The organism is Streptomyces gobiensis, assembly GCF_021216675.1.
GTDB classification, from domain to species: Bacteria; Actinomycetota; Actinomycetes; order Streptomycetales; family Streptomycetaceae; genus Streptomyces; species Streptomyces gobiensis.
The window spans coordinates 4,378,803-4,396,958 of sequence record NZ_CP086120.1 but is presented as its reverse complement, the minus strand read 5'-3'; the positions used below and the strand labels follow the sequence as shown (position 1 = coordinate 4,396,958).

At 68.8% G+C, this 18,156-nt stretch carries 18 protein-coding genes; 15 read left to right on the top strand and 3 right to left on the bottom strand.

Translation table 11 applies throughout. From position 1 onward, the window contains the following. Positions 1-117: 117 nt before the first annotated feature. On the top strand, positions 118-1,695 hold the full coding sequence (locus tag test1122_RS20545; protein WP_232270630.1) for an APC family permease: 1,578 nt from the start codon (positions 118-120) through the stop codon (positions 1,693-1,695). Between the two features lie 107 nt (positions 1,696-1,802). Beyond that, a complete protein-coding gene (locus test1122_RS20540; protein WP_232270629.1) occupies positions 1,803-2,390 on the top strand; it encodes a Uma2 family endonuclease in 588 nt (195 codons plus the stop codon). 148 nt (positions 2,391-2,538) lie between these two features. On the opposite strand, the gene test1122_RS20535 is transcribed toward test1122_RS20540, so the two are convergent. Beyond that, positions 2,539-3,564, bottom strand: a complete 1,026-nt coding sequence (locus tag test1122_RS20535) for an adenosine deaminase (RefSeq protein WP_232270628.1) — start codon at positions 3,562-3,564, stop codon at positions 2,539-2,541. 102 nt (positions 3,565-3,666) lie between these two features. Here test1122_RS20535 and test1122_RS20530 point away from each other — a divergent pair, with 102 nt between their 5' ends. The 7 genes from test1122_RS20530 to test1122_RS20500 all read left to right on the top strand — a co-directional run bounded on the left by test1122_RS20530 (position 3,667) and on the right by test1122_RS20500 (position 11,737). Next, complete coding sequence (locus test1122_RS20530) at positions 3,667-4,383, top strand: DUF4190 domain-containing protein (protein WP_232270627.1); 717 nt, start codon at positions 3,667-3,669, stop codon at positions 4,381-4,383. A gap of 107 nt (positions 4,384-4,490) precedes the next feature. Further along, positions 4,491-6,002: a gamma-aminobutyraldehyde dehydrogenase gene (locus tag test1122_RS20525; RefSeq protein WP_232270626.1), complete on the top strand. Its 1,512-nt coding sequence runs from the start codon at positions 4,491-4,493 to the stop codon at positions 6,000-6,002. A gap of 87 nt (positions 6,003-6,089) precedes the next feature. Continuing rightward, positions 6,090-7,340: a polyamine ABC transporter substrate-binding protein gene (locus tag test1122_RS20520; protein ID WP_422397025.1), complete on the top strand. Its 1,251-nt coding sequence runs from the start codon at positions 6,090-6,092 to the stop codon at positions 7,338-7,340. Between the two features lie 89 nt (positions 7,341-7,429). Then, complete coding sequence (locus tag test1122_RS20515) at positions 7,430-8,554, top strand: ABC transporter ATP-binding protein (protein WP_232270625.1); 1,125 nt, start codon at positions 7,430-7,432, stop codon at positions 8,552-8,554. Continuing rightward, positions 8,551-9,492, top strand: a complete 942-nt coding sequence (locus test1122_RS20510; protein ID WP_232270624.1) for an ABC transporter permease — start codon at positions 8,551-8,553, stop codon at positions 9,490-9,492. Before test1122_RS20515 ends, test1122_RS20510 begins: the two co-directional genes overlap by 4 nt. Beyond that, positions 9,492-10,319: an ABC transporter permease gene (locus test1122_RS20505; RefSeq protein WP_232270623.1), complete on the top strand. Its 828-nt coding sequence runs from the start codon at positions 9,492-9,494 to the stop codon at positions 10,317-10,319. The genes test1122_RS20510 and test1122_RS20505 overlap by 1 nt, the downstream gene beginning before the upstream one ends. Before the next feature lie 2 nt (positions 10,320-10,321). After that, positions 10,322-11,737, top strand: a complete 1,416-nt coding sequence (locus test1122_RS20500) for an NAD(P)/FAD-dependent oxidoreductase (RefSeq protein WP_232270622.1) — start codon at positions 10,322-10,324, stop codon at positions 11,735-11,737. 141 nt (positions 11,738-11,878) lie between these two features. Here the strand turns inward: test1122_RS20500 and test1122_RS20495 are convergent, their stop codons facing one another. Both test1122_RS20495 and test1122_RS20490 read right to left on the bottom strand, forming a co-directional pair. Then, positions 11,879-12,124, bottom strand: a complete 246-nt coding sequence (locus test1122_RS20495; protein ID WP_232270621.1) for a GNAT family N-acetyltransferase — start codon at positions 12,122-12,124, stop codon at positions 11,879-11,881. Continuing rightward, a complete protein-coding gene (locus test1122_RS20490) occupies positions 12,121-12,390 on the bottom strand; it encodes a hypothetical protein (protein ID WP_232270620.1) in 270 nt (89 codons plus the stop codon). The genes test1122_RS20495 and test1122_RS20490 overlap by 4 nt, the downstream gene beginning before the upstream one ends. A 250-nt stretch (positions 12,391-12,640) precedes the next feature. Between test1122_RS20490 and test1122_RS20485 the strand changes: the two genes are divergently transcribed. Genes test1122_RS20485 through test1122_RS20460 form a run of 6 tightly spaced genes read left to right on the top strand, consistent with a single transcriptional unit; the run spans position 12,641 to position 18,125 of the window. Further along, a complete protein-coding gene (locus test1122_RS20485) occupies positions 12,641-13,543 on the top strand; it encodes an aminotransferase class IV (protein ID WP_232270619.1) in 903 nt (300 codons plus the stop codon). After that, the gene (gene pabB / locus test1122_RS20480) at positions 13,540-15,675 is read left to right on the top strand and encodes an aminodeoxychorismate synthase component I (protein WP_232270618.1); all 2,136 of its coding nucleotides are present in this window, start codon (positions 13,540-13,542) and stop codon (positions 15,673-15,675) included. Before test1122_RS20485 ends, pabB begins: the two co-directional genes overlap by 4 nt. Further along, positions 15,672-16,151: a GNAT family N-acetyltransferase gene (locus test1122_RS20475; protein WP_232270617.1), complete on the top strand. Its 480-nt coding sequence runs from the start codon at positions 15,672-15,674 to the stop codon at positions 16,149-16,151. The genes pabB and test1122_RS20475 overlap by 4 nt, the downstream gene beginning before the upstream one ends. Further along, a complete protein-coding gene (locus test1122_RS20470; RefSeq protein WP_232270616.1) occupies positions 16,151-17,095 on the top strand; it encodes an arginase family protein in 945 nt (314 codons plus the stop codon). Before test1122_RS20475 ends, test1122_RS20470 begins: the two co-directional genes overlap by 1 nt. Continuing rightward, complete coding sequence (locus tag test1122_RS20465) at positions 17,092-17,460, top strand: chorismate mutase (RefSeq protein WP_232270615.1); 369 nt, start codon at positions 17,092-17,094, stop codon at positions 17,458-17,460. The genes test1122_RS20470 and test1122_RS20465 overlap by 4 nt, the downstream gene beginning before the upstream one ends. Next, entirely contained in the window at positions 17,457-18,125 is a 669-nt protein-coding gene (locus tag test1122_RS20460) for a hypothetical protein (RefSeq protein ID WP_232270614.1), read from the top strand. The genes test1122_RS20465 and test1122_RS20460 overlap by 4 nt, the downstream gene beginning before the upstream one ends. Positions 18,126-18,156 lie beyond the last annotated feature (31 nt).

The window sequence follows — 18,156 nt, the reverse complement described above, 5'->3', positions numbered from 1 at the left end:
CGGCCGTGCAGTCCTTCATTCGAAGGAACCGGACCGCTTCCATCAATGAACGGAAGGGACTAACGTCCTCTATGCAGATCGCCGATTGCGGATACAGCAGGCTATAACGTCCAGCTCATGGCTCAGCTCCTCAAGCAACCGACGACCGGAGAGATAGACAGCGGCGCCGTCGCCAACGCGGATATCAAGACCAAGGGGCTCAAGAAGAACTCCGTAGGTCTTCTCGGCAGCGCTGTCATCGGTCTCTCCACTGTCGCCCCCGTGTACTGCCTCACCAGCACGCTCGGCCCCACGGTCAGCGAAGTGGGGCTTCAGATGCCCGCCATCTTCCTGGCCGGCTTCCTGCCGATGCTCCTGGTCGCCTTCGCCTACCGGGAACTCAACAAGGCCGTGCCGGACTGCGGCACCTCCTTCACCTGGACCGTGAAGGCGCTCGGCCCCCGGATCGGCTGGATGTGCGGCTGGGGCCTGGTGATGGCCACAGTCATCGTGCTGTCGAACCTCGCCGGGGTCGCGGCTGAGTTCTTCTATCTACTGCTCGGGGATCTCACCGGCAGCCAGGCCATCGTCGACTTCGGCGGTTCAACCGTCGTGCATATCGCCACCGTGCTGGCCTTCATCGCCATCGCGACCGCGATCAGCTACCGGGGCATGACCGCCACCAAGTGGTTCCAGTACGCACTGGTGAGCCTGCAGATGGTCGTCCTGACGGTCTTTATCGTGATGGCCATCAGCAAGTCGGACGGCGGCGCCATAGCCGGTGCGGCGTCCGGCGTCGGCTCGCTGGACTTCTCCTGGAGCTGGCTGAACCCGTTCTCGGTCACCTCCTTCGCGGCCTTCACCGCGGGCCTGTCCCTGTCGATCTTCATCTTCTGGGGCTGGGACACCAGCCTCACGGTCAACGAGGAGACCGAGGGCAGTGCCAAGACGCCGGGCCGGGCTGCGATGATCTCCGTGGTGGTTCTGGTCACCTCTTATGTACTGACCGCCATCGCCGCCCTGATGTTCGCGGGCACCGGCACCGAGGGCCTGGGCCTGGGCAACCCGGACACCGCGGACAATGTCTTCGCCGTGCTCGCCGACCCGGTGATGGGCCCGCTGGGTGCGCTGCTCTTCCTGGCGGTCCTGGCCAGCGCCGCCGCCAGCCTGCAGACGACCTTCCTCCCGGCCGCTCGTACCGCGCTGGCGATGAGCACCTATGAGGCCTTCCCCTCGTCGTTCGCCAAGGTCCACCCCACGTTCAAGACCCCGGGCCGTGCCACCGTCGCGGCGGGCATCGCGACCGGTATCTTCTACGCGGTCATGGCCGTGGTCAGCGAGAACGTGCTCATTGACACGATCTACGCCCTGGGCCTCATGATCTGCTTCTACTACGCGCTGACCGCCTACGCCTGTGTCTGGTACTTCCGGCGCGACCTCACCCGCAGCGTCCGTGACGCGGTCTACAAGGGTGTGCTGCCGCTGCTCGGCGCAGTCCTGCTGAGCGCGGTCTTCGTCCAGACGATGGTCGATATGTGGGACCCGGCCTATGGAACGGGCAGCGCCATCGCGGGGGTCGGCAGCGTCTTCGTCATCGGCGTCGGCGTACTGCTCCTGGGCGTCGTCCTGATGCTGGTCATGCAGCGCCGCAGCCCGGCATTCTTCCGCGGCGAGGTGCTGACCCGGGACACCCCGGCGCTGGTGGCGCGGGACTGACGCCGTACGGCGAATCGATACGGCGCGGCCCCGGCGTGACCCGGGGCCGCGCCGTATCGTTGTCTTACGCGGCTGCGCGACCCGGCGCGGTGGGGAGGAGCGTCACCATGACCGTCCTGTGTGAACGGACCGAGATGGCCGAGCGCGAGGAACCCAGCGAGCTCGACAAATTGTTCGAGGCGTTGGAGCAGATGCAGATCCCCGAGGGCTTCAAGGCCGAGATCGTCGAGGGGATCATCATCGTGTCGCCGCAACGAGACACCCACTGGGACATCACCGCTGCCGTCTACGATCAGCTGCGCACCCAGTACCCGAGGAAGCAGCTCAAGTCCGATATGCGGATCGACTTCCCGGGCTATCTCAATGGATTCTGCCCCGACTTGGCCGCGGTCGGGAGCGGTGCCGAGAAGGACAACCGGGGCCACTGGCGCCATGAGGATGTGGAGTTCGTCCTGGAGGTCATCTCCCGGGGGACCGCGGGCAACGATTACGGCAAGAAGAAGAAGGTGTACGCGATCGCCGGAATCGCGGTGTATCTGATCGCCGATCCCTACACCGGCCAGTGCCATCTGCACACCCGCCCGTCGGATGACCGGTTCTGGCGCCAGGAGACCTTCGCGTTCGGTGAGCCGATCGAGCTCAAGCCCCATGGCATCGATCTCACTCTGGAGACCGAGGACTTCCCCCGCGACTGACCACTGTCATATGTCAGAGCTGCCGCCGCAGCACGCCGCACAGGGTGTCAATGCGGTTCGTAGTGATCGACTCCACCCCCATCCCGATCAGACGGCGTCCCGATCAGACGGCGCATCGAGGGGTCGCCGCGATGGGCGACGGCGGTGACTAGCTCTGCTGCCATGCCGACACATAGGCATCGATCTCATCGCTGAGCTTTGATTTCGCCGGTGTGTCGAGGAAAGCGGCCGCCACCGCGTTCTTGGCGAGCGCGGCGACGCCCGGTGCGTCCAGGCTGAGCAGCCGGGCCGCGATGCCGTATTCCGTATTGAGGTCCGTGCCGAACATCGGCGGGTCATCGCTGTTGATGGTGACCAGAACCCCGGCGTCCACCATCTCTCTCACCGGGTGCTCAGCCAGCGTGGGCACGGCCCGGGTGGCGATGTTGGAGGTCGGGCAGACCTCCAGCGGGATGCGCTGCTCCGCCAGGCGCTCCAGCAGCCGGGGGTCCTGGGGGGCGCTGGTGCCATGGCCGATGCGTTCGGCGCGCAGGCTGGTGAGCGCGTCCCAGATGGTGCCGGGCCCGGAGGTCTCGCCCGCGTGCGGGACGCTGCGCAGACCTTCGGCGATGGCCCGGTCGAAGAACGGCTTGAACTGCGGCCGGGGCACGCCGATCTCGGGGCCGCCCAGCCCGAAGGAGACCAGGCCTTCGGGGCGCAGCTCACAGGCGATACGGGCGGTCTCCTCGGCGGCCGCCAGCCCAGCTTCCCCAGGGATGTCGAAACACCAGCGCAGGGTGACGCCCAGCTCGGTTTCGGCGGCCCGGCGGGCGTCCTCGATGGCTTCGACGAAGGCGACGTCCGGTATGCCGCGCCGGGTCGAGCTGTAGGGGGTGACGGTCAGCTCGGCGTAACGGATCTGCTGTGCGGCCATGTCGCGGGCGACCTCATAGGTGAGCAGCCGCACGTCCTCGGCATCCCGGATGAGGTCCACGACGGAGAGGTAGACCTCGACGAAGTGCGCGAAGTCACGGAAGGTGAAGTAGTCGGCCAGTGCCTCCGGGTCGGCCGGGACCTTGGAGTCCGGGTGCCGGGCGGCGAGTTCGGCCACGATACGCGGCGAGGCGGAACCGACATGGTGGACATGCAGCTCGGCCTTGGGCAGCCCGGCGATAAAGGAGCTGAGATCGGACAACGGAACCTCCGGTGGCTGGGGCGCCGCCATCGTATGCGGGCGCGATGACGGCCCGCATACGATGACGAGGAAAACCGATCTTGGGAGGGGCACATGGGGCACATGGGGCATATAGCAGAGGGCAAGGACCGCCCGGAGGAGCCCAACCCCTGGGCACCGCCCGGGGACCGGGTCTCACTGGGAAAGCAGGACAGCCAGCACGGTCAGGACGGTCAGGACGGTCAGCAGGCCGCGCCCGCCGCGTCCCCCATACCCCCGGTGCCACCGGCCCCCTCTCCGCCGCCCTTCCCGCCGCCCGGCCCGGCGTATGGCCCGGCGTACGGTCCGGCGGGGCAGCCGCCGTACGGCCATGGGACCGGACAGCCGCCGCCCGGCGCTGGCTACGGCGGGCCCGGCCCCGGCTATGGCTACGCTCCCCCGGGGCCCGGCTGGATGCCGTACGCCCCTCCGCAGCCGCCGACGAGTGGCATCTGCACCGCTGCCATGGTGCTGGGGATCATAGCCATGGTCTTCACCATGACCTTCTGGGGCGCGTTCCTGGGGATCATCCTCGGTCCGGTCGCCCTTGGGCTGGCCATCTCGGCTCGGCGCCGCATCAACCGCGGTGCGGCACACGGCTCCGGGCCTGCCACCGCCGGGCTGGTTCTGGGCATCATCTCCACCGCGCTCTCCCTGGTGTTCGTGGTGGCGGCGATCAGCGCCATCGCCTTTCTCAGCGATCTGGAGCCCATCGAGCACGAGGGCGACTACTACGACTACGACGCCCATGCCGTAAGCGCCTCCCCCTTCCCCCAGCAGGGCACAGATTTCGTCGTGTAATCAAAAGGAAACGACGGAATCCCTTGTTGGGGCGTGAACTTCCTGTCAGGATCGGCCACCATCACCGGCCGACGCCACTTCACACCGATGTGAGGCAGGAGAGCTCGATGGTTCAGCGCTTCGATGTGTCCACGTTCGCGCAGGGCGCCCAGTATCTGGACGGGCGGCTCGCACCCGGCAGCGCGGGACGTACCCACACGGTCGTCGACCCGGCTACGGGCGAGCAGGTGTACACCTATGAGCTGGCCTCACCGGCCGATGTGGACGCGGCCGTCGCCGCCGCACAGCGGGCGCTGCCCGGCTGGGCGGGTGCCACCCCCGGTGAGCGTTCCGACGCCCTGCACCGCTTCGCGGCCGTGCTGGGTGAGCGGGCTGAGGAGCTCGCGCAGGCGGAGTCCTTGCAGTGCGGCAAGCCCATCAAGCTGTCGAAGGAGTTCGACGTACCGGGCTCGGTGGACAACGCCGCGTTCTTCGCCGGGGCCGCCCGTCAGCTGGCGGGCGTCTCAGCGGGTGAGTACAGCGGCGACCACACCTCGTATATCCGCCGCGAACCCATCGGTGTCATCGGCTCCATCGCACCCTGGAACTATCCGCTCCAGATGGCAGCGTGGAAGATCCTCCCGGCCATCGCGGCGGGCAACACCATTGTCTTGAAACCCGCCGAGCTGACGCCGCTCACCTCACTGATGTTCGCCCAGGCGGCCACCGAGGCAGGCATCCCGAACGGCGTGGTCAACATCGTCTCCGGGACGGGCCGGGACGCGGGCGAGCATCTGGTCGGTCACCCGGCGGTGGCGATGACCTCCTTCACCGGCTCCACCGAGGTCGGCAAGCGGGTCGCGGAGATCGCCACGAGCACCGTCAAGCGGCTTCATCTGGAGCTCGGCGGCAAAGCGCCGTTCCTGGTATTCGATGATGCCGATCTGACGGCCGCCGTCCATGGCGCCGTCGCGGGCGCGCTCATCAATACGGGCCAGGACTGCACCGCCGCCACCCGTGCCTATGTGCAGCGCCCGCTGTATGACGCGTTCGTCAGCGGCGTCGCCGAGCTGATGGACACCGTCCGCCTCGGCGACCCCTTCGACCCCGATACGGATCTGGGGCCGCTGATCTCGCACGCCCACCGGGACCGGGTGGCGGGCTTTGTCGACCGGGCCCGCTCCTATGCCACGGTGGTCACCGGCGGCGAGGCCCCTGGTGGAGAGCTCGCCAAGGGCGCCTACTACCGTCCCACCCTCATCACCGGTGCCGCGCAGGACAGCGAGGTCGTCCAGCGCGAGCTCTTCGGCCCGGTCCTTGTTGTGCTCCCCTTCGACAGCGACGACGAGGGCCTCCGCCTGGCCAATGACACCCCGTACGGCCTGGCAGCCTCCGCCTGGAGCCGGGATGTCCACCGCACCGGACGCGCCACCCGCGAGATCAAAGCGGGCTGCGTCTGGATCAACGACCACATCCCGATCATCAGCGAGATGCCGCACGGCGGCTATCGGGCCTCCGGCTTCGGCAAGGACATGTCGGCGTACTCCTTCGAGGAGTACACGCAGGTCAAGCACGTTATGTACGACAACACGGCGGTAGCCCGCAAGGACTGGCACCGCACCGTCTTCGGCTCCCGCTGAGCCGTCCCCGCGTTTCCCGTACCGCCACCCCACCCCCCTTACCCCCCACTCCTTCCCCGTCCCCGCTTACCGGAAGGCAGTTCCCCCATGACCCCCGATGATCTGTACGCAGGCATGTCCGAACCCGTCCGCAAGGCCTGGGAGCGCAGCCTGACCAGCGGCCGGGCCGCGATGACCCGGCGCCGGCTGCTCCAGGGCACCGGGATGGCCGCCGGTGGAGCGCTGCTCGCCGCCTGTGGCATCCCGCCCGCCGAGAGCGTCAAGGACCGCGAAGACGGCGAGAAGACCAAGGACCTCTCCGACAAGGAGAAGGTGCTCACCTTCTCCAACTGGCCGCTCTACATCGATGTCGACGACGACAACAAGAACAAGCGTCCCACCCTCGACGCCTTCCAGCGCGAGAGCGGCATCAAGGTCAAGTACATCGAGGACATCAACGACAACAACGAGTTCTACGGCAAGATCAGACCACAGCTCGCCGCGGGCCAGGACACCGGCCGCGATCTGGTCTGCCTCACCGACTGGATGGCCGGGCGCCTGATCCGGCACGGCTGGGCACAGCGGCTGGACCCCGCCAACCTGCCCAACGCCATCGCCAATCTGGAGCAGCGCTTCCGCAACTCGCCGCACGATCCCGGCCGCCAGTACGGCTACCCGTGGGCCGGCGTCGCCACCGTTGTCGCGTACAACAAGAAGGCCACCAAGGGAAAGGTGGTCAAGAGCGTCAGCCAGCTGCTGGAGGACGAGTCGCTCAAGGGCAGGGTCTCGCTGCTCACCGAGATGCACGACACCATGGGCATCACGCTGCTGGATATGGGCAAGGACGCCGGGGACTTCACGGACGACGACTTCGACGCCGCCATCGCCAAGCTACAGAAGGCCGTCGACACCAAGCAGATCCGCCGCTTCACCGGCAACGACTACGTCGACGAGCTGAACTCCGGCGATATCGCCGCTTGCCTCGCCTGGGCCGGTGACATCGTCCAGCTGCAGTTCGACAACCCGGATGTGGAGTACTTCTTCCCCAAGGCCGGTTATCTCTTCGGCACGGACGATCTTCTGGTGCCTGCCAGGGCCAAGCACCAGAAGAACGCCGAAGCACTGATCAACCACTACTACCAGCCCGAGGTCGCCGCCGAGCTGGCCGCCTGGGTGAATTACATCTGCCCGGTCGCGGGAGCGAAGGAAGAGCTCGCCAAGATCGACAAGGATCTGGCCGAGGACCCACTGATCATCCCTGACGCGAAGATGCTCGCCTCGGGGCACAACTTCCGGCCGCTGTCGAACAAGGAAGAGACCCGGTACGAGGACAAGTTCGCCAAACTCATAGGCGCCTGAGCCCCTCCCGGCACCACCGGCACCCGGCACTACCCGCCGCCCGTCAGCCCGGGCTGGCGGGCCCGGCAAGCCCCGTCTGAGGAACGTCCATGACTATTACGCTCTCCCGGGTCGGCAAGGTCTTCGGCGATTTCACCGCCGTCCACCCGCTCGACCTGACCATCCCCGAGGGCTCCTTCTTCGCCCTCCTCGGCGCATCCGGCTGCGGCAAGACCACCACGCTGCGCATGATCGCCGGGCTGGAGGAGCCCACCACGGGCTCAGTGCTGCTCGGGGACGAGGACATCACCGCGCTGCCCCCGCACCGGCGCCCGGTCAACACCGTCTTCCAGAACTACGCCCTGTTCCCGCATCTCGATGTACGCGAGAACGTCGCCTTCGGGCTGCGCCGCCGTGGCATCAAGTCCGTGCGGAAGCAGGTCGACGAGATGCTGGAGCTGGTCGAGCTCGGGCCGATGGCCAGCCGCAAGCCCCGCCAGCTCTCCGGCGGCCAGCAGCAGCGCGTCGCGCTGGCCCGCGCCCTGATCAACCGGCCACAGGTGCTGCTGCTCGATGAGCCACTGGGCGCGCTCGACCTCAAGCTGCGCCGCCAGATGCAGCTGGAGCTCAAGCACATCCAGACGGAGATCGGCATCACGTTCGTCCATGTCACACACGACCAGGAGGAGGCCATGACCATGGCCGACACGGTCGCGGTGATGTACGGCGGCAAGGTCGAACAGCTCGGTGCCCCCGCCGAGCTCTATGAGCACCCGCGCACCACCTTTGTCGCCAACTTCCTGGGCACCTCCAACCTCATCGAGGCCGAGGTCGTCCAGGCCGATGGCGACGATCTGCTGGTCAAGGCCGCCGACAGCAAGCTCCGGCTGCCCGCCGACCGTCTCGCCTCCCCGGCCCGTACGGGGACGAGCGTGCTCGCCGGGGTGCGGCCCGAGAAGATCTCCCTGGCCCCCGCCGAGGAGCGGGGCACGATCCCCGCGGGGCGCAATCTGCTCACCGGCCGGATCACGGACGTCAGCTATCTGGGCGTCTCCACGCAGTATCTGGTCGACAGCCCGGCCCACTCCGGACTCGCCGTCTACGAGCAGAACATCGAGCGCGACACCCGGCTCACCCCGGGCGCCGAGGTGGTCATGCACTGGAACCCGGCACACACCTTCGGCCTCGACGCCACCCAGCCGATCGACGCGGGCATCGGAGAGGATGCCCTATGACCACGGTCGCACCTGTCGGCCCCTCGTCCGCCGGCACTCCGCCCGCCGCACCCGTCGAGCCCAGCCGGCGCGGGCGCCGTGGAGCATTCTCGGCGTACTGGCTGCTGCTGCCCGCAGGCCTCTGGCTCGCCGTCTTCTTTGTCGCGCCGCTCATCTACCAGGCCTCCACCTCGGTCCAGACCGGTTCGCTGGAAGAGGGCTACGAGGTCACCTGGCACTTCGCGAACTACTGGAACGCGCTGGAGACCTACGGCCCGCACTTCCTGCGGTCCTTCAGTTACGCGGCCATCGCCACCGCGCTCTGTCTGGCGATCGGCTATCCGCTGGCGTACATGATCGCTTTCCGCGCCGGACGCTGGCGCGGGCTGCTGCTGGTGATGGTCATCGCACCCTTCTTCACCAGCTTCCTGATCCGCACCCTGGCCTGGAAGACGATCCTGTCCGACGGCGGCCCAGTGGTCTCCGCGCTCGGCGCCCTGCACATCCTCGATGTGACCAGCTGGCTCGGCCTCACCGGCACCAACCGGGTGCTGGCCACCCCGCTCGCGGTGGTCTGCGGACTGACGTACAACTTCCTGCCGTTCATGATCCTGCCGCTCTACAGCTCGCTGGAGCGGATCGAGCCGAGCCTGCACGAGGCGGCCCGCGATCTGTACGCCACGCCCGCCACCACCTTCCGCAAGGTGACCTTCCCGCTCTCCCTCCCCGGGGTCGTCGCGGGCACCCTGCTCACCTTCATCCCGGCGTCCGGTGACTACATCAACGCGCAACTGCTCGGTTCGCCACGTGAGCAGATGGTCGGCAACGCCATCCAGAAGCAGTTCCTCAACGTCCTCGACTACCCGACCGCGGCCGCCATGTCCTTCATCCTGATGGCGCTGATCCTGATCATGGTCAGCCTCTATATGCGCAAAGCAGGAACGGAGGAGCTGGTCTGATGCCCACCCCGCTGATCGCCCCCCTGACCGCGACAGTCCGCTGGCTCCGCCGCAACTTCGTCATCATCATTGGTTCCCTGGCGCTGGCGTATCTGCTGCTGCCCAATCTCGTGGTGATGCTGTTCTCCTTCAACAAGCCGGCGGGACGGTTCAACTACGCCTGGCAGGAGTTCTCCACCGAAGCGTGGACCAACCCCTGCGCTGTCGCCGATATGTGCGGCTCGCTGGGCCTGAGCCTGCGCATCGCCGTGCTGGCCACCCTGGTCGCCACCGCCTTCGGCACGCTGGCCGCCTTCGCCCTGGCCCGCTATCGCTTCCGCGGCAAGTCCGCCACCCAGGGACTGGTCTTCCTGCCGATGGCCATGCCCGAGGTCGTCATGGCCGCCTCGCTCGGCACGCTCTTCCTCAATATGCGGGTCGATTTCGGCTTTGTGACCATCCTCATCGCACACATCATGTTCTGTCTGAGCTTTGTGGTGGTCGCGGTCAAGGCACGGGTCATGTCCATGGACCCCCGGCTTGAGGAAGCCGCCCGCGATCTCTACGCGGGGCCCCTGCAGACCTTCTGGCGCGTCACCCTGCCGCTTGCCGCGCCCGGCATCGCGGCGGGTGCGATGCTGAGTTTCGCCCTGTCCTTCGACGACTTCATCATTACGCAGTTCAACGCGGGCCCCGCCACCGTGACCTTCCCGATGTTCGTCTGGGGCGCCGCCCAGCGCGGTGTCCCGGTGCAGGTCAATGTGATCGGCACAGCGATGTTCCTGATCGCGATCGTCATCGTGCTGGCCGGCCAGATCGCCGGCAGCCGCCGCCAGAGGAGCCGATAGCCATGAACGCCAGGGACGCCAGGGACACCGTGCACTCCCTCGCTGACGCCGCCCCCACTCCCTTCTGGCTGGACGACCCCGACCGGCCGGAGCCGCTGCCCCGGCTGACCGGCGATGAGCACTGCGATCTGCTCGTCATCGGCGGCGGCTACAGCGGGCTGTGGACCGCGCTGCTCGCCAAGGAGCGCGATCCCTCCCGCGATGTCGTCCTCATCGAGGCCCAGGAGATCGGCTGGGCGGCCTCCGGCCGCAATGGCGGCTTCTGCGCGGCCTCCCTCACCCATGGCTTCGACAACGGCCTGGCCCGCTGGCCGGATGAGATCGCCGAACTGGAGGAGTTGGGCGGCCGTAACCTCGACGCGATCGAGGCCACCGTCGACCGCTACGGCATCGACTGCGACTTCGAGCGCACCGGCGAGATCTCCATCGCCACCGAGCCCTACCAGGTGGCGGAGCTGCGCAAGAGCTATGAGGAGGCGGCGAAACTCGGTTTCAACGCGGTCGACTTCCTGGACCGCGACGCGCTGCGCGCCGAGGTCGATTCCCCCACCTTCCTCGCCGGAGTCTGGGACCGCACCGGCGTCGCCATGCTCAACCCGGCCAGGCTGGCCTGGGGCCTCAAGCGGATCTGCCTCGAACAGGGCGTACGGATCTACGAGCACACCCCGGCCGGCCAGCTCACCGCCCGCCCCGCCAGTCTCGCCGTACGCACCCCGTACGGCCGGGTCCACAGCCGCCATATCGCGCTGGGCACCAACGCCTTCCCTTCCCTGGTGCGCCGCATCCGCCCGTATATCGTCCCGGTCTACGACTACGCACTGATGACGGAGCCGCTCAGCGCCGAGCAGCTCGCCGCCATCGGATGGCAGAACCGCCAAGGGCTGGCCGACAGCGCCAACCACTTCCACTACTTCCGGATCACCGCCGACAACCGGATCCTGTGGGGCGGCTACGACGTCCTCTACCACTACGGCAGCCGCATCCACCCCAACTACGACCAGCGCCCGGAGACCTTCCGCACCCTGGCCCAGCACTTCTTCCGCTGCTTCCCCCAGCTGGAGGGCGTGCGCTTCAGCCACACCTGGGGCGGCGTCATCGACACCTGCTCCCGCTTCTCCCCCTTCTTCGGCACCGCCCACGGCGGCCGGGTCGCCTACGCGGCGGGCTATACGGGCCTGGGCGTGGGCGCGACCCGCTTCGGCGCGGACGTGATGCTCGACCTGCTGAGCGGCGAGCCCACCGACCGCACCGCTCTGAAGATGGTCCGCACCAAACCCCTGCCCTTCCCCCCGGAACCCCTCCGCTGGACCGGCATCGCCCTCACCCAACGCGCCCTGCACCGCGCGGACGCCCAAGACGGCCACCGCAACCTCTGGCTGCGCACCCTGGACCGCCTGGGTCTGGGCTTCGACAGCTAAGGGGTCCGGTGGCGCTCCCGGGTCCGCCGCCTGGACCAGCTCACGGGCGGCGCCCTGGTCACCCTCGGCCTGGGTCTCGACCTGGCGCCGGCCAGGCCGTAACCCGACGGTATCCGCCCGCCCCTGCTACTCGGCTCTGCCTCAGGACATCCCCGGCGGGGAGGCCCCGAAGCGGGCCAGCTGCACCATGATGGGCCGCAGGCCGCGCCGCTCGTAGAGGCGCTGGGCGGCAGTGTTGGCGGCCACCGTGGCGATGATCAGGTCGTTGATGCCCATCGTCGCCAGCTCCGCGTCGACCGTGTCGAGCAGCAGCGTGCCGACGCCGCCGTTCCGCTCGGCCGGCGCGACGCACAGCGTCTGGACCTCCGCGATCCGGCCGCCGGTCACCCAGATGTCGTCCGGCCCGGCTGGATGTGAACGAAGGCGTAGCCGATGGCGTGGCCGCCGCGCTCGGCGAGGAGGACGAAGGAGCCCTCGTCGAGGATCCACTGCTCATAGGCGCGACGCCGCACGGTCCAGGATCTGTCCTCTCGGAAGTAGGACCAGTCGGGCTCGACCGGCTGATGGCGGGTGCGCAGGGCCGGCCAGAGTTCCTCCAGCCGGTCGAGAACCTCGTCGCCGCACTTACGGGCCGTCACATTCTGAACGTTCACGCCACCTTGCTCACTCCGGGTGCCGCCGCCTCCGTGCCGTCCCGCTGTCCGCGCAGCCGACGCCCGGTGCCGGTGCCGGAACCCTACGGGAGAGCCAGACGGAGAAAGCAACGGAATCCGTTGTTTCAACCGTGACTACTACTGTTTTCAATCAATCGATCATGATTATTCAACTGGAACAGTTGACACTCGCCTCATCCATTGATGATGATCATGCCCACGCACACCAACGTTGACGGGGTGGAGACACGTGAGCGAAAAGTCAGCGGCAGCGGCGGGGCGTTCGGCTCCCGTGATGCACCCGTGGGTCTGGCGGGACGGGGGGCTGGTCACCGCGGCTCAGGCGCCGATCGCACCGGGAGCGGGCGGACTGCACTACGCGGTGGCGGTCCTGGAGGGCATTCGGGTCTACGCGGGAAGGGCCTTCCGGCTGCGCGCCCACAGCGAACGGCTGCTGCGCTCGGCGGCCCACGTCGGGCTGCGGATGTCCTGGAGCGCCGAGCAGCTGGACGCGGCGGTCGAAGCGGTGATCGACGCCAACGGCATGCTCGACGGCTATATCCGGCCCCTCGCCTGGCGCGGTGACCTGGAGCTGCGGCTGTCCACCACCGAGGCGGCCCCCACGCATGTCGCCGTCATGGCCCGCCCCTTCCCGTCCCGGCTGGCGCACGACGAGCCCGCGGGGATGGCCCTCGCCACCTCCCGCTGGGCCCGGCCCCCGGCCAACTGCCTGCCCGTGTCGGCCAAGTGCTCGGCGAGCTACCTCATCGGCTCCCTCGCCCACGCGGAGGCCGTCGCGGCCGGATACGACGACGCCCTGTTGCTGGACTCCGAGGGCCGGGTGTGCGAGTCGACGGGTTCCAACCTCTTCGCCGTCCTGGACGGCACCCTGGTGACGCCGCCGCCGTATCCGGCGCTGGCCGGCATCACCCGGGCCACGGTCCTGGAACTGGCCGCCCAGCGGGGCATCGAGGTGTGGGAACGGCACATCGCCCCGGCGGAGTTGAGCCACGCCGACGAAGTCTTTCTCAGCGGTACCGCCCTGGAGATCGTTCCCGTCACGCGGATCGACTCCGATGTCCACCGGATCGGCGACATCACCCGGCAGATGGTCGCGGACTACCGCGACCTGGTCGTGAAGGAGAGCCTGTGAACCAGCCCACCGCGGGACCGCGCGTCCTGCTCGTGGACAACTACGACTCCTACACCTGGAATCTCTACCAGCTCATCTGGCAGGTGTCGGGCACAGCGCCCGTCACCCTCACCAACGATGGCTTCACACCGGATGAGGTCCTGGCCGAGGACTTCACCCACCTGGTCATCTCCCCCGGCCCCGGTACCCCCGAGAACCCCGACGACATCGGCCAGGTGCTGGAGCTGATCAGCCGCTTCGACGGCCCCGTGCTCGGGGTCTGCCTGGGCCATCAGGCACTCGTCGCCGCTCACGGCGGACGTGTCGACCGGGCCCCGGAGCCCATGCACGGACGGCTCAGCGGTGTAGAGCACGACGGAACCGGTCTGTTCGACGGGATCCCTCAGGGGTTCCAGTGCGTGCGCTACCACTCGCTGGCGGTGCGTGAGCCACTGCCGGACGAGCTGGTGGTGACGGCCCGGGCGAAGGACGGTGTGGTGATGGGGCTGAGGCACCGTGACCGCCCCGTGCACGGACTGCAGTTCCACCCCGAGTCGATCGAGACGGAGCACGGGCGCCGCCTCATTGCCAACTTCCTTGCCCTGCAGGGCCGTAACGCTTCCGAGAAGCGGCCCTCCGCGTGGCGGCACGCGGAGCGGACGGCCTCCGACGACAGCGGCGCCACCCCGGTGCACGCGCGGCAGCTGCGGCTGGAGATACCCCTGGACCGGGTCTTCAGCGCGCTGCACGCCCAGGACACGCACGCGTTCTGGCTGGACAGCGCCCGCGCCGCCTACGGCATGGGCCGGTATAGCTATCTCGGCTCGGTCGACACCCTCCGTGATCCGGTCCTGCGCTACCACGCCGGTACCGAGGAGCTGGAGGAGGTGTCCGGGGACCGCGTCACACGCCAGCACGGCGATCTGTTCGAGGCGCTGCGCAAGCGTCTCGATGCGCACCGGGTGGACCCGGACCAGTTCCCGCTGCCCTTCCTCGGCGGACTCGTGGGCTATCTGGGGTACGGGGTGAAGTCCGCCACCGGACTGGGCCGACTACGACCTGACCCACACGGCCCGGACGCCGAATTCCTCACCGTACGACGGTTCTTGGCAGCCGACCATGTCACGGGTGCGGCATGGCTGGTGCATGTGGGCGGTCCGGCCGCCGAGGCGCAGGAGTGGTTCGACGGGTACGAGGCACAGCTTGCCGAGCTGTCCGACGCGCGGGACGAGGCGGACGCCGGGCAGCCGGTGGCCGGTGCCCCGGAATCGGTGACCTCGTCGGTGAGCCGCGAGGACTACCGGCGGCATCTGGCCGAGGTACACGGCTGGCTCTCCGCCGGCGACAGCTACGAAGCGTGCTACACCTACGGCATCGAGCTCCGCGGGCCGGTCGACCCGGCGGCGGCGTATCTGCGGCTGAGGCAGACCAACCCGGCACCCTACGCGGCGTACTTCCGCAGCGGCCGACGCAGCGTGCTCAGCGCGTCTCCGGAGCGCTTCCTCAGCGTCGGCGCCGACGGCTGGGCGGAGACCAAGCCGATCAAGGGCACCGCGGCGCGCCACCCCGATCCGGAACGGGACCGTCACATCGCCCATCGGCTGCGCGCGGACGAGAAGACCCGCAGCGAGAACCTCATGATCGTGGATCTGCTCCGCAACGATCTGGGCCGGGTGTGCCGTCCCGGCACGGTCGAGGTCACCGCCCTGATGGGGGTCGAGTCCTACGCCACCGTCCACCAGCTGGTCAGCACCGTGCGCGGGCGGCTCCAGGAGGGTCGGGACACGGTCGACTGCGTGCGGGCCCTCTTCCCCGGAGGCTCGATGACCGGAGCTCCGAAGAAACGGACCGTCGAGCTGCTCGACGAGCTGGAGCCCGTGCCGCGCGGCGTCTACTCGGGCTGTCTCGGCTTTCTCGGCTTCAACGGCACCGCGGACCTCAACATCGTGATCCGCACGCTGATCTGCGATCCCGACGCGACCCGGCTGGGCACCGGCGGGGCCATTACGGCCATGTCCGACCCGGACGAGGAATACCGGGAGACCGTGCTCAAGGCATCCGCCCTTCTGAAGTGCCTCGACGCGGATCCCGGGCGGTTGCACAGCCGAGGCGAGGACGCACCCGAGCGAGAAGACAAGGAGCGCACCGCATGACCACGCACGTCGACATCCGTGACGCCCAGCCCGCCGACCGCCCGCACATCCTGGAGGCGGTCCATGAACTGCTGCGCGAACTGACCGGTGACCAGGACCGGCAGGTGCCCGGGATGGGCACCGCCCTGGACAAGATCCTCACCCCGGGCTATCCGGGCGGCGGGGTGCTCGTCGCGACCGTGCCGCATCAGCCGGGCATCGTCGGCCTGCTGAGCTGGTCCCGGATCACCGCCCTGCGGACGGGCGGCGACTACATCGCCATCGAGGAGCTGTGGGCCGACCCACGGTCCCGTTCCCAGCGGGTGGGATCCCTGCTGATCGAAGGCCTGCGCGAGCGGGCCCGCAAAGAGGGGCTGACCCGTCTCGAAGTGGGCCTGCCCCGCCCGGCCTTCCCCGGTTCCGCCCGGACCCAGCGCTTCTACCTCGGCCAGGGATTCCGGGAGCTCGGCCCACGGATGACTTTGGAGGTCGACTGATGCTGGAGTACATCGAGTGCTCCGGCACAGCCGACGGGGGCTTCACGGTGCCCTGGACCCTGGACCGGACCGGTACCGGCCACCCGTCGTGGGAAACGCCGGAGCGCAGCAAGTCGGCCGTCGCCGGGCTCCAGCGGGCAGGGGCGGGAGCGGTGCGGGCCGACGGGCCCAGCGACGACGAGCTGCGGACGCTGCTGTCCGCGGTGCACGGCACCGCGCTGCTGGACCACCTCGCGGACGCCGACGCGCGGGACGCCGGGGAGACCGTGGCCGGGTTCGCGGCGCCGGGGCTGGCCCAAGACACCCCACTGCCGGCCGGTGCGTGGCGGGCGGCCCGCGCGGGAGCGGCCCTGGCCGCCGCAGCGGCACAGCACGCCGTGCACACCCGGTCCGCTGTCTACGCGCCCTGCCGACCCCCCGGCCACCATGCCGGACCCAACTGGCACGGCGGCTACTGCTTCGTCAACAACGCGATGGTCGCGGTGGAGGTGCTCGCCCGGGGCGGGGCCGGCCGGGTGGCCGTGGTCGACCTCGACTATCACCTGGGCAATGGCACCCTCGCCTGCGCCGACGCCCGCACGGACACGGACTACTACTCGATCCACTCCGACCGGGGCGAGGACTTCCCGTACGCCTTCCCCCGTCGCGAGGGGCTGATCGGCCTGCCGAGCCCGGTGGACGAAGGGCGCTATCTGGAGCTGCTGGCCCAGCTCATGGACCTGGTACGGGGCACGGCGCCGGACGCCGTGGTGGTCTCGGCGGGCTTCGACATCCTCGCCGATGACCCGCACGGCTCCTGGAGTCTTCGGCCCCAGGTCTGGCGCGGCATCGGTCAGGCGCTGACGGACCTGCGGGCCCCTGTGGTCCTCGTCCAGGAGGGCGGCTATGTGCCGCGCTCCCTGGAGGAAAGCACGTATCTCTTGGCGGAGGGGATGGCCGTATGACACCCGCACACGGAGCACAGCCGACGGTCGCGGACGACAGCGCCGAGGCAGAACTGAACCGGCTGCGCGCGCGGCTGGACGCGACGGACCGGCAGGTGATGGACGTGATCGCCCAACGGCTGTGCATTTGCGACGAGATCGGTGAGGTGAAGCGACGGTCCGGGGTGCCGATGATGCAGCCGAGCCGTATCGACCAGGTCACGGCCGCCTACGCGGAGCACGCCACCGAGCGGGAGCTGTCCGGGGAGTTCGGCCGCGAGCTCGCCCGGCTGCTGATCGCCGAGGCCTGCCGACGGGAGACGGACATCATCGACCGGCCAGACGGACCAGACGGACCAGACGGACCAGGAGGCACGCCCCGATGACGAGCACGCCCGAGCGTCCCGAGCGGCCCTTGCGCTTTCTCACCCTGGGCCCGGAGGGCAGTTGCCACGAGAACGCCGTACGGGCGTATCTGAGGTTCCACCGGCTGACGGAATCGGCGCGGATCTCACTGTGTTCCGATCTGGTCGCGGCCATCGATGAACTGCGGGCGGACCGCGCGGACTACGTCGTCCAGTGCAGCGCCCATCTGAATGTGCACCTGGCGACGGAGCGGGCCTGGCAGGAGGCCCCGGTCGTGGACACCTTCATCTACCCCACGAAGCCAATCGCGCTGCTGCTGCGCAGCGACGTGACCGAGCACCGCTCCCTGGGCCTGGTACCGGCCACCGCCGGCTATGTGGATGCCGGAGCCTGGGAAACGGTGGTGGAGGAGGTCTCCAAGCCTGTCGTCGGTCGCAAGCTCCTGGAAGGCCACTACGACGCGGGCGTCACCACCACCGAGTATCTGGAGCTGTCGGACGGCAGGCTGCGGCTCGGCGCCATGATCGGCGAAGTCACCACCACCTGGGTGGTCTACGGCCGCACCCCCCGCTTCACCGGCGAGGTCATCGGCACCGACTGCCGGGACTACCTCCTGGCCGGGGCCGCCGGACCCACCGGACCCGCAGCACCCACCATGCCCACACCGGCCACACCCACCGCATGACCGCAGCACCGGAACCCTCCCGGCGCTTCCG

Bases quoted from the DNA above. Each gene is read 5' to 3' on its own strand.
- test1122_RS20530 (WP_232270627.1), top strand. From the start codon at position 3,667: ATGGGGCATATAGCAGAGGGCAAGGACCGCCCGGAGGAGCCCAACCCC.
- test1122_RS20545 (WP_232270630.1), top strand. From the start codon at position 118: ATGGCTCAGCTCCTCAAGCAACCGACGACCGGAGAGATAGACAGCGGC.
- test1122_RS20520 (WP_422397025.1), top strand. From the start codon at position 6,090: ATGACCCCCGATGATCTGTACGCAGGCATGTCCGAACCCGTCCGCAAG.
- test1122_RS20475 (WP_232270617.1), top strand. From the start codon at position 15,672: ATGACCACGCACGTCGACATCCGTGACGCCCAGCCCGCCGACCGCCCG.
- test1122_RS20515 (WP_232270625.1), top strand. From the start codon at position 7,430: ATGACTATTACGCTCTCCCGGGTCGGCAAGGTCTTCGGCGATTTCACC.
- test1122_RS20505 (WP_232270623.1), top strand. From the start codon at position 9,492: ATGCCCACCCCGCTGATCGCCCCCCTGACCGCGACAGTCCGCTGGCTC.
- test1122_RS20510 (WP_232270624.1), top strand. From the start codon at position 8,551: ATGACCACGGTCGCACCTGTCGGCCCCTCGTCCGCCGGCACTCCGCCC.
- test1122_RS20525 (WP_232270626.1), top strand. From the start codon at position 4,491: ATGGTTCAGCGCTTCGATGTGTCCACGTTCGCGCAGGGCGCCCAGTAT.
- test1122_RS20540 (WP_232270629.1), top strand. From the start codon at position 1,803: ATGACCGTCCTGTGTGAACGGACCGAGATGGCCGAGCGCGAGGAACCC.
- test1122_RS20460 (WP_232270614.1), top strand. From the start codon at position 17,457: ATGACGAGCACGCCCGAGCGTCCCGAGCGGCCCTTGCGCTTTCTCACC.
- test1122_RS20465 (WP_232270615.1), top strand. From the start codon at position 17,092: ATGACACCCGCACACGGAGCACAGCCGACGGTCGCGGACGACAGCGCC.
- test1122_RS20470 (WP_232270616.1), top strand. From the start codon at position 16,151: ATGCTGGAGTACATCGAGTGCTCCGGCACAGCCGACGGGGGCTTCACG.
- test1122_RS20500 (WP_232270622.1), top strand. From the start codon at position 10,322: ATGAACGCCAGGGACGCCAGGGACACCGTGCACTCCCTCGCTGACGCC.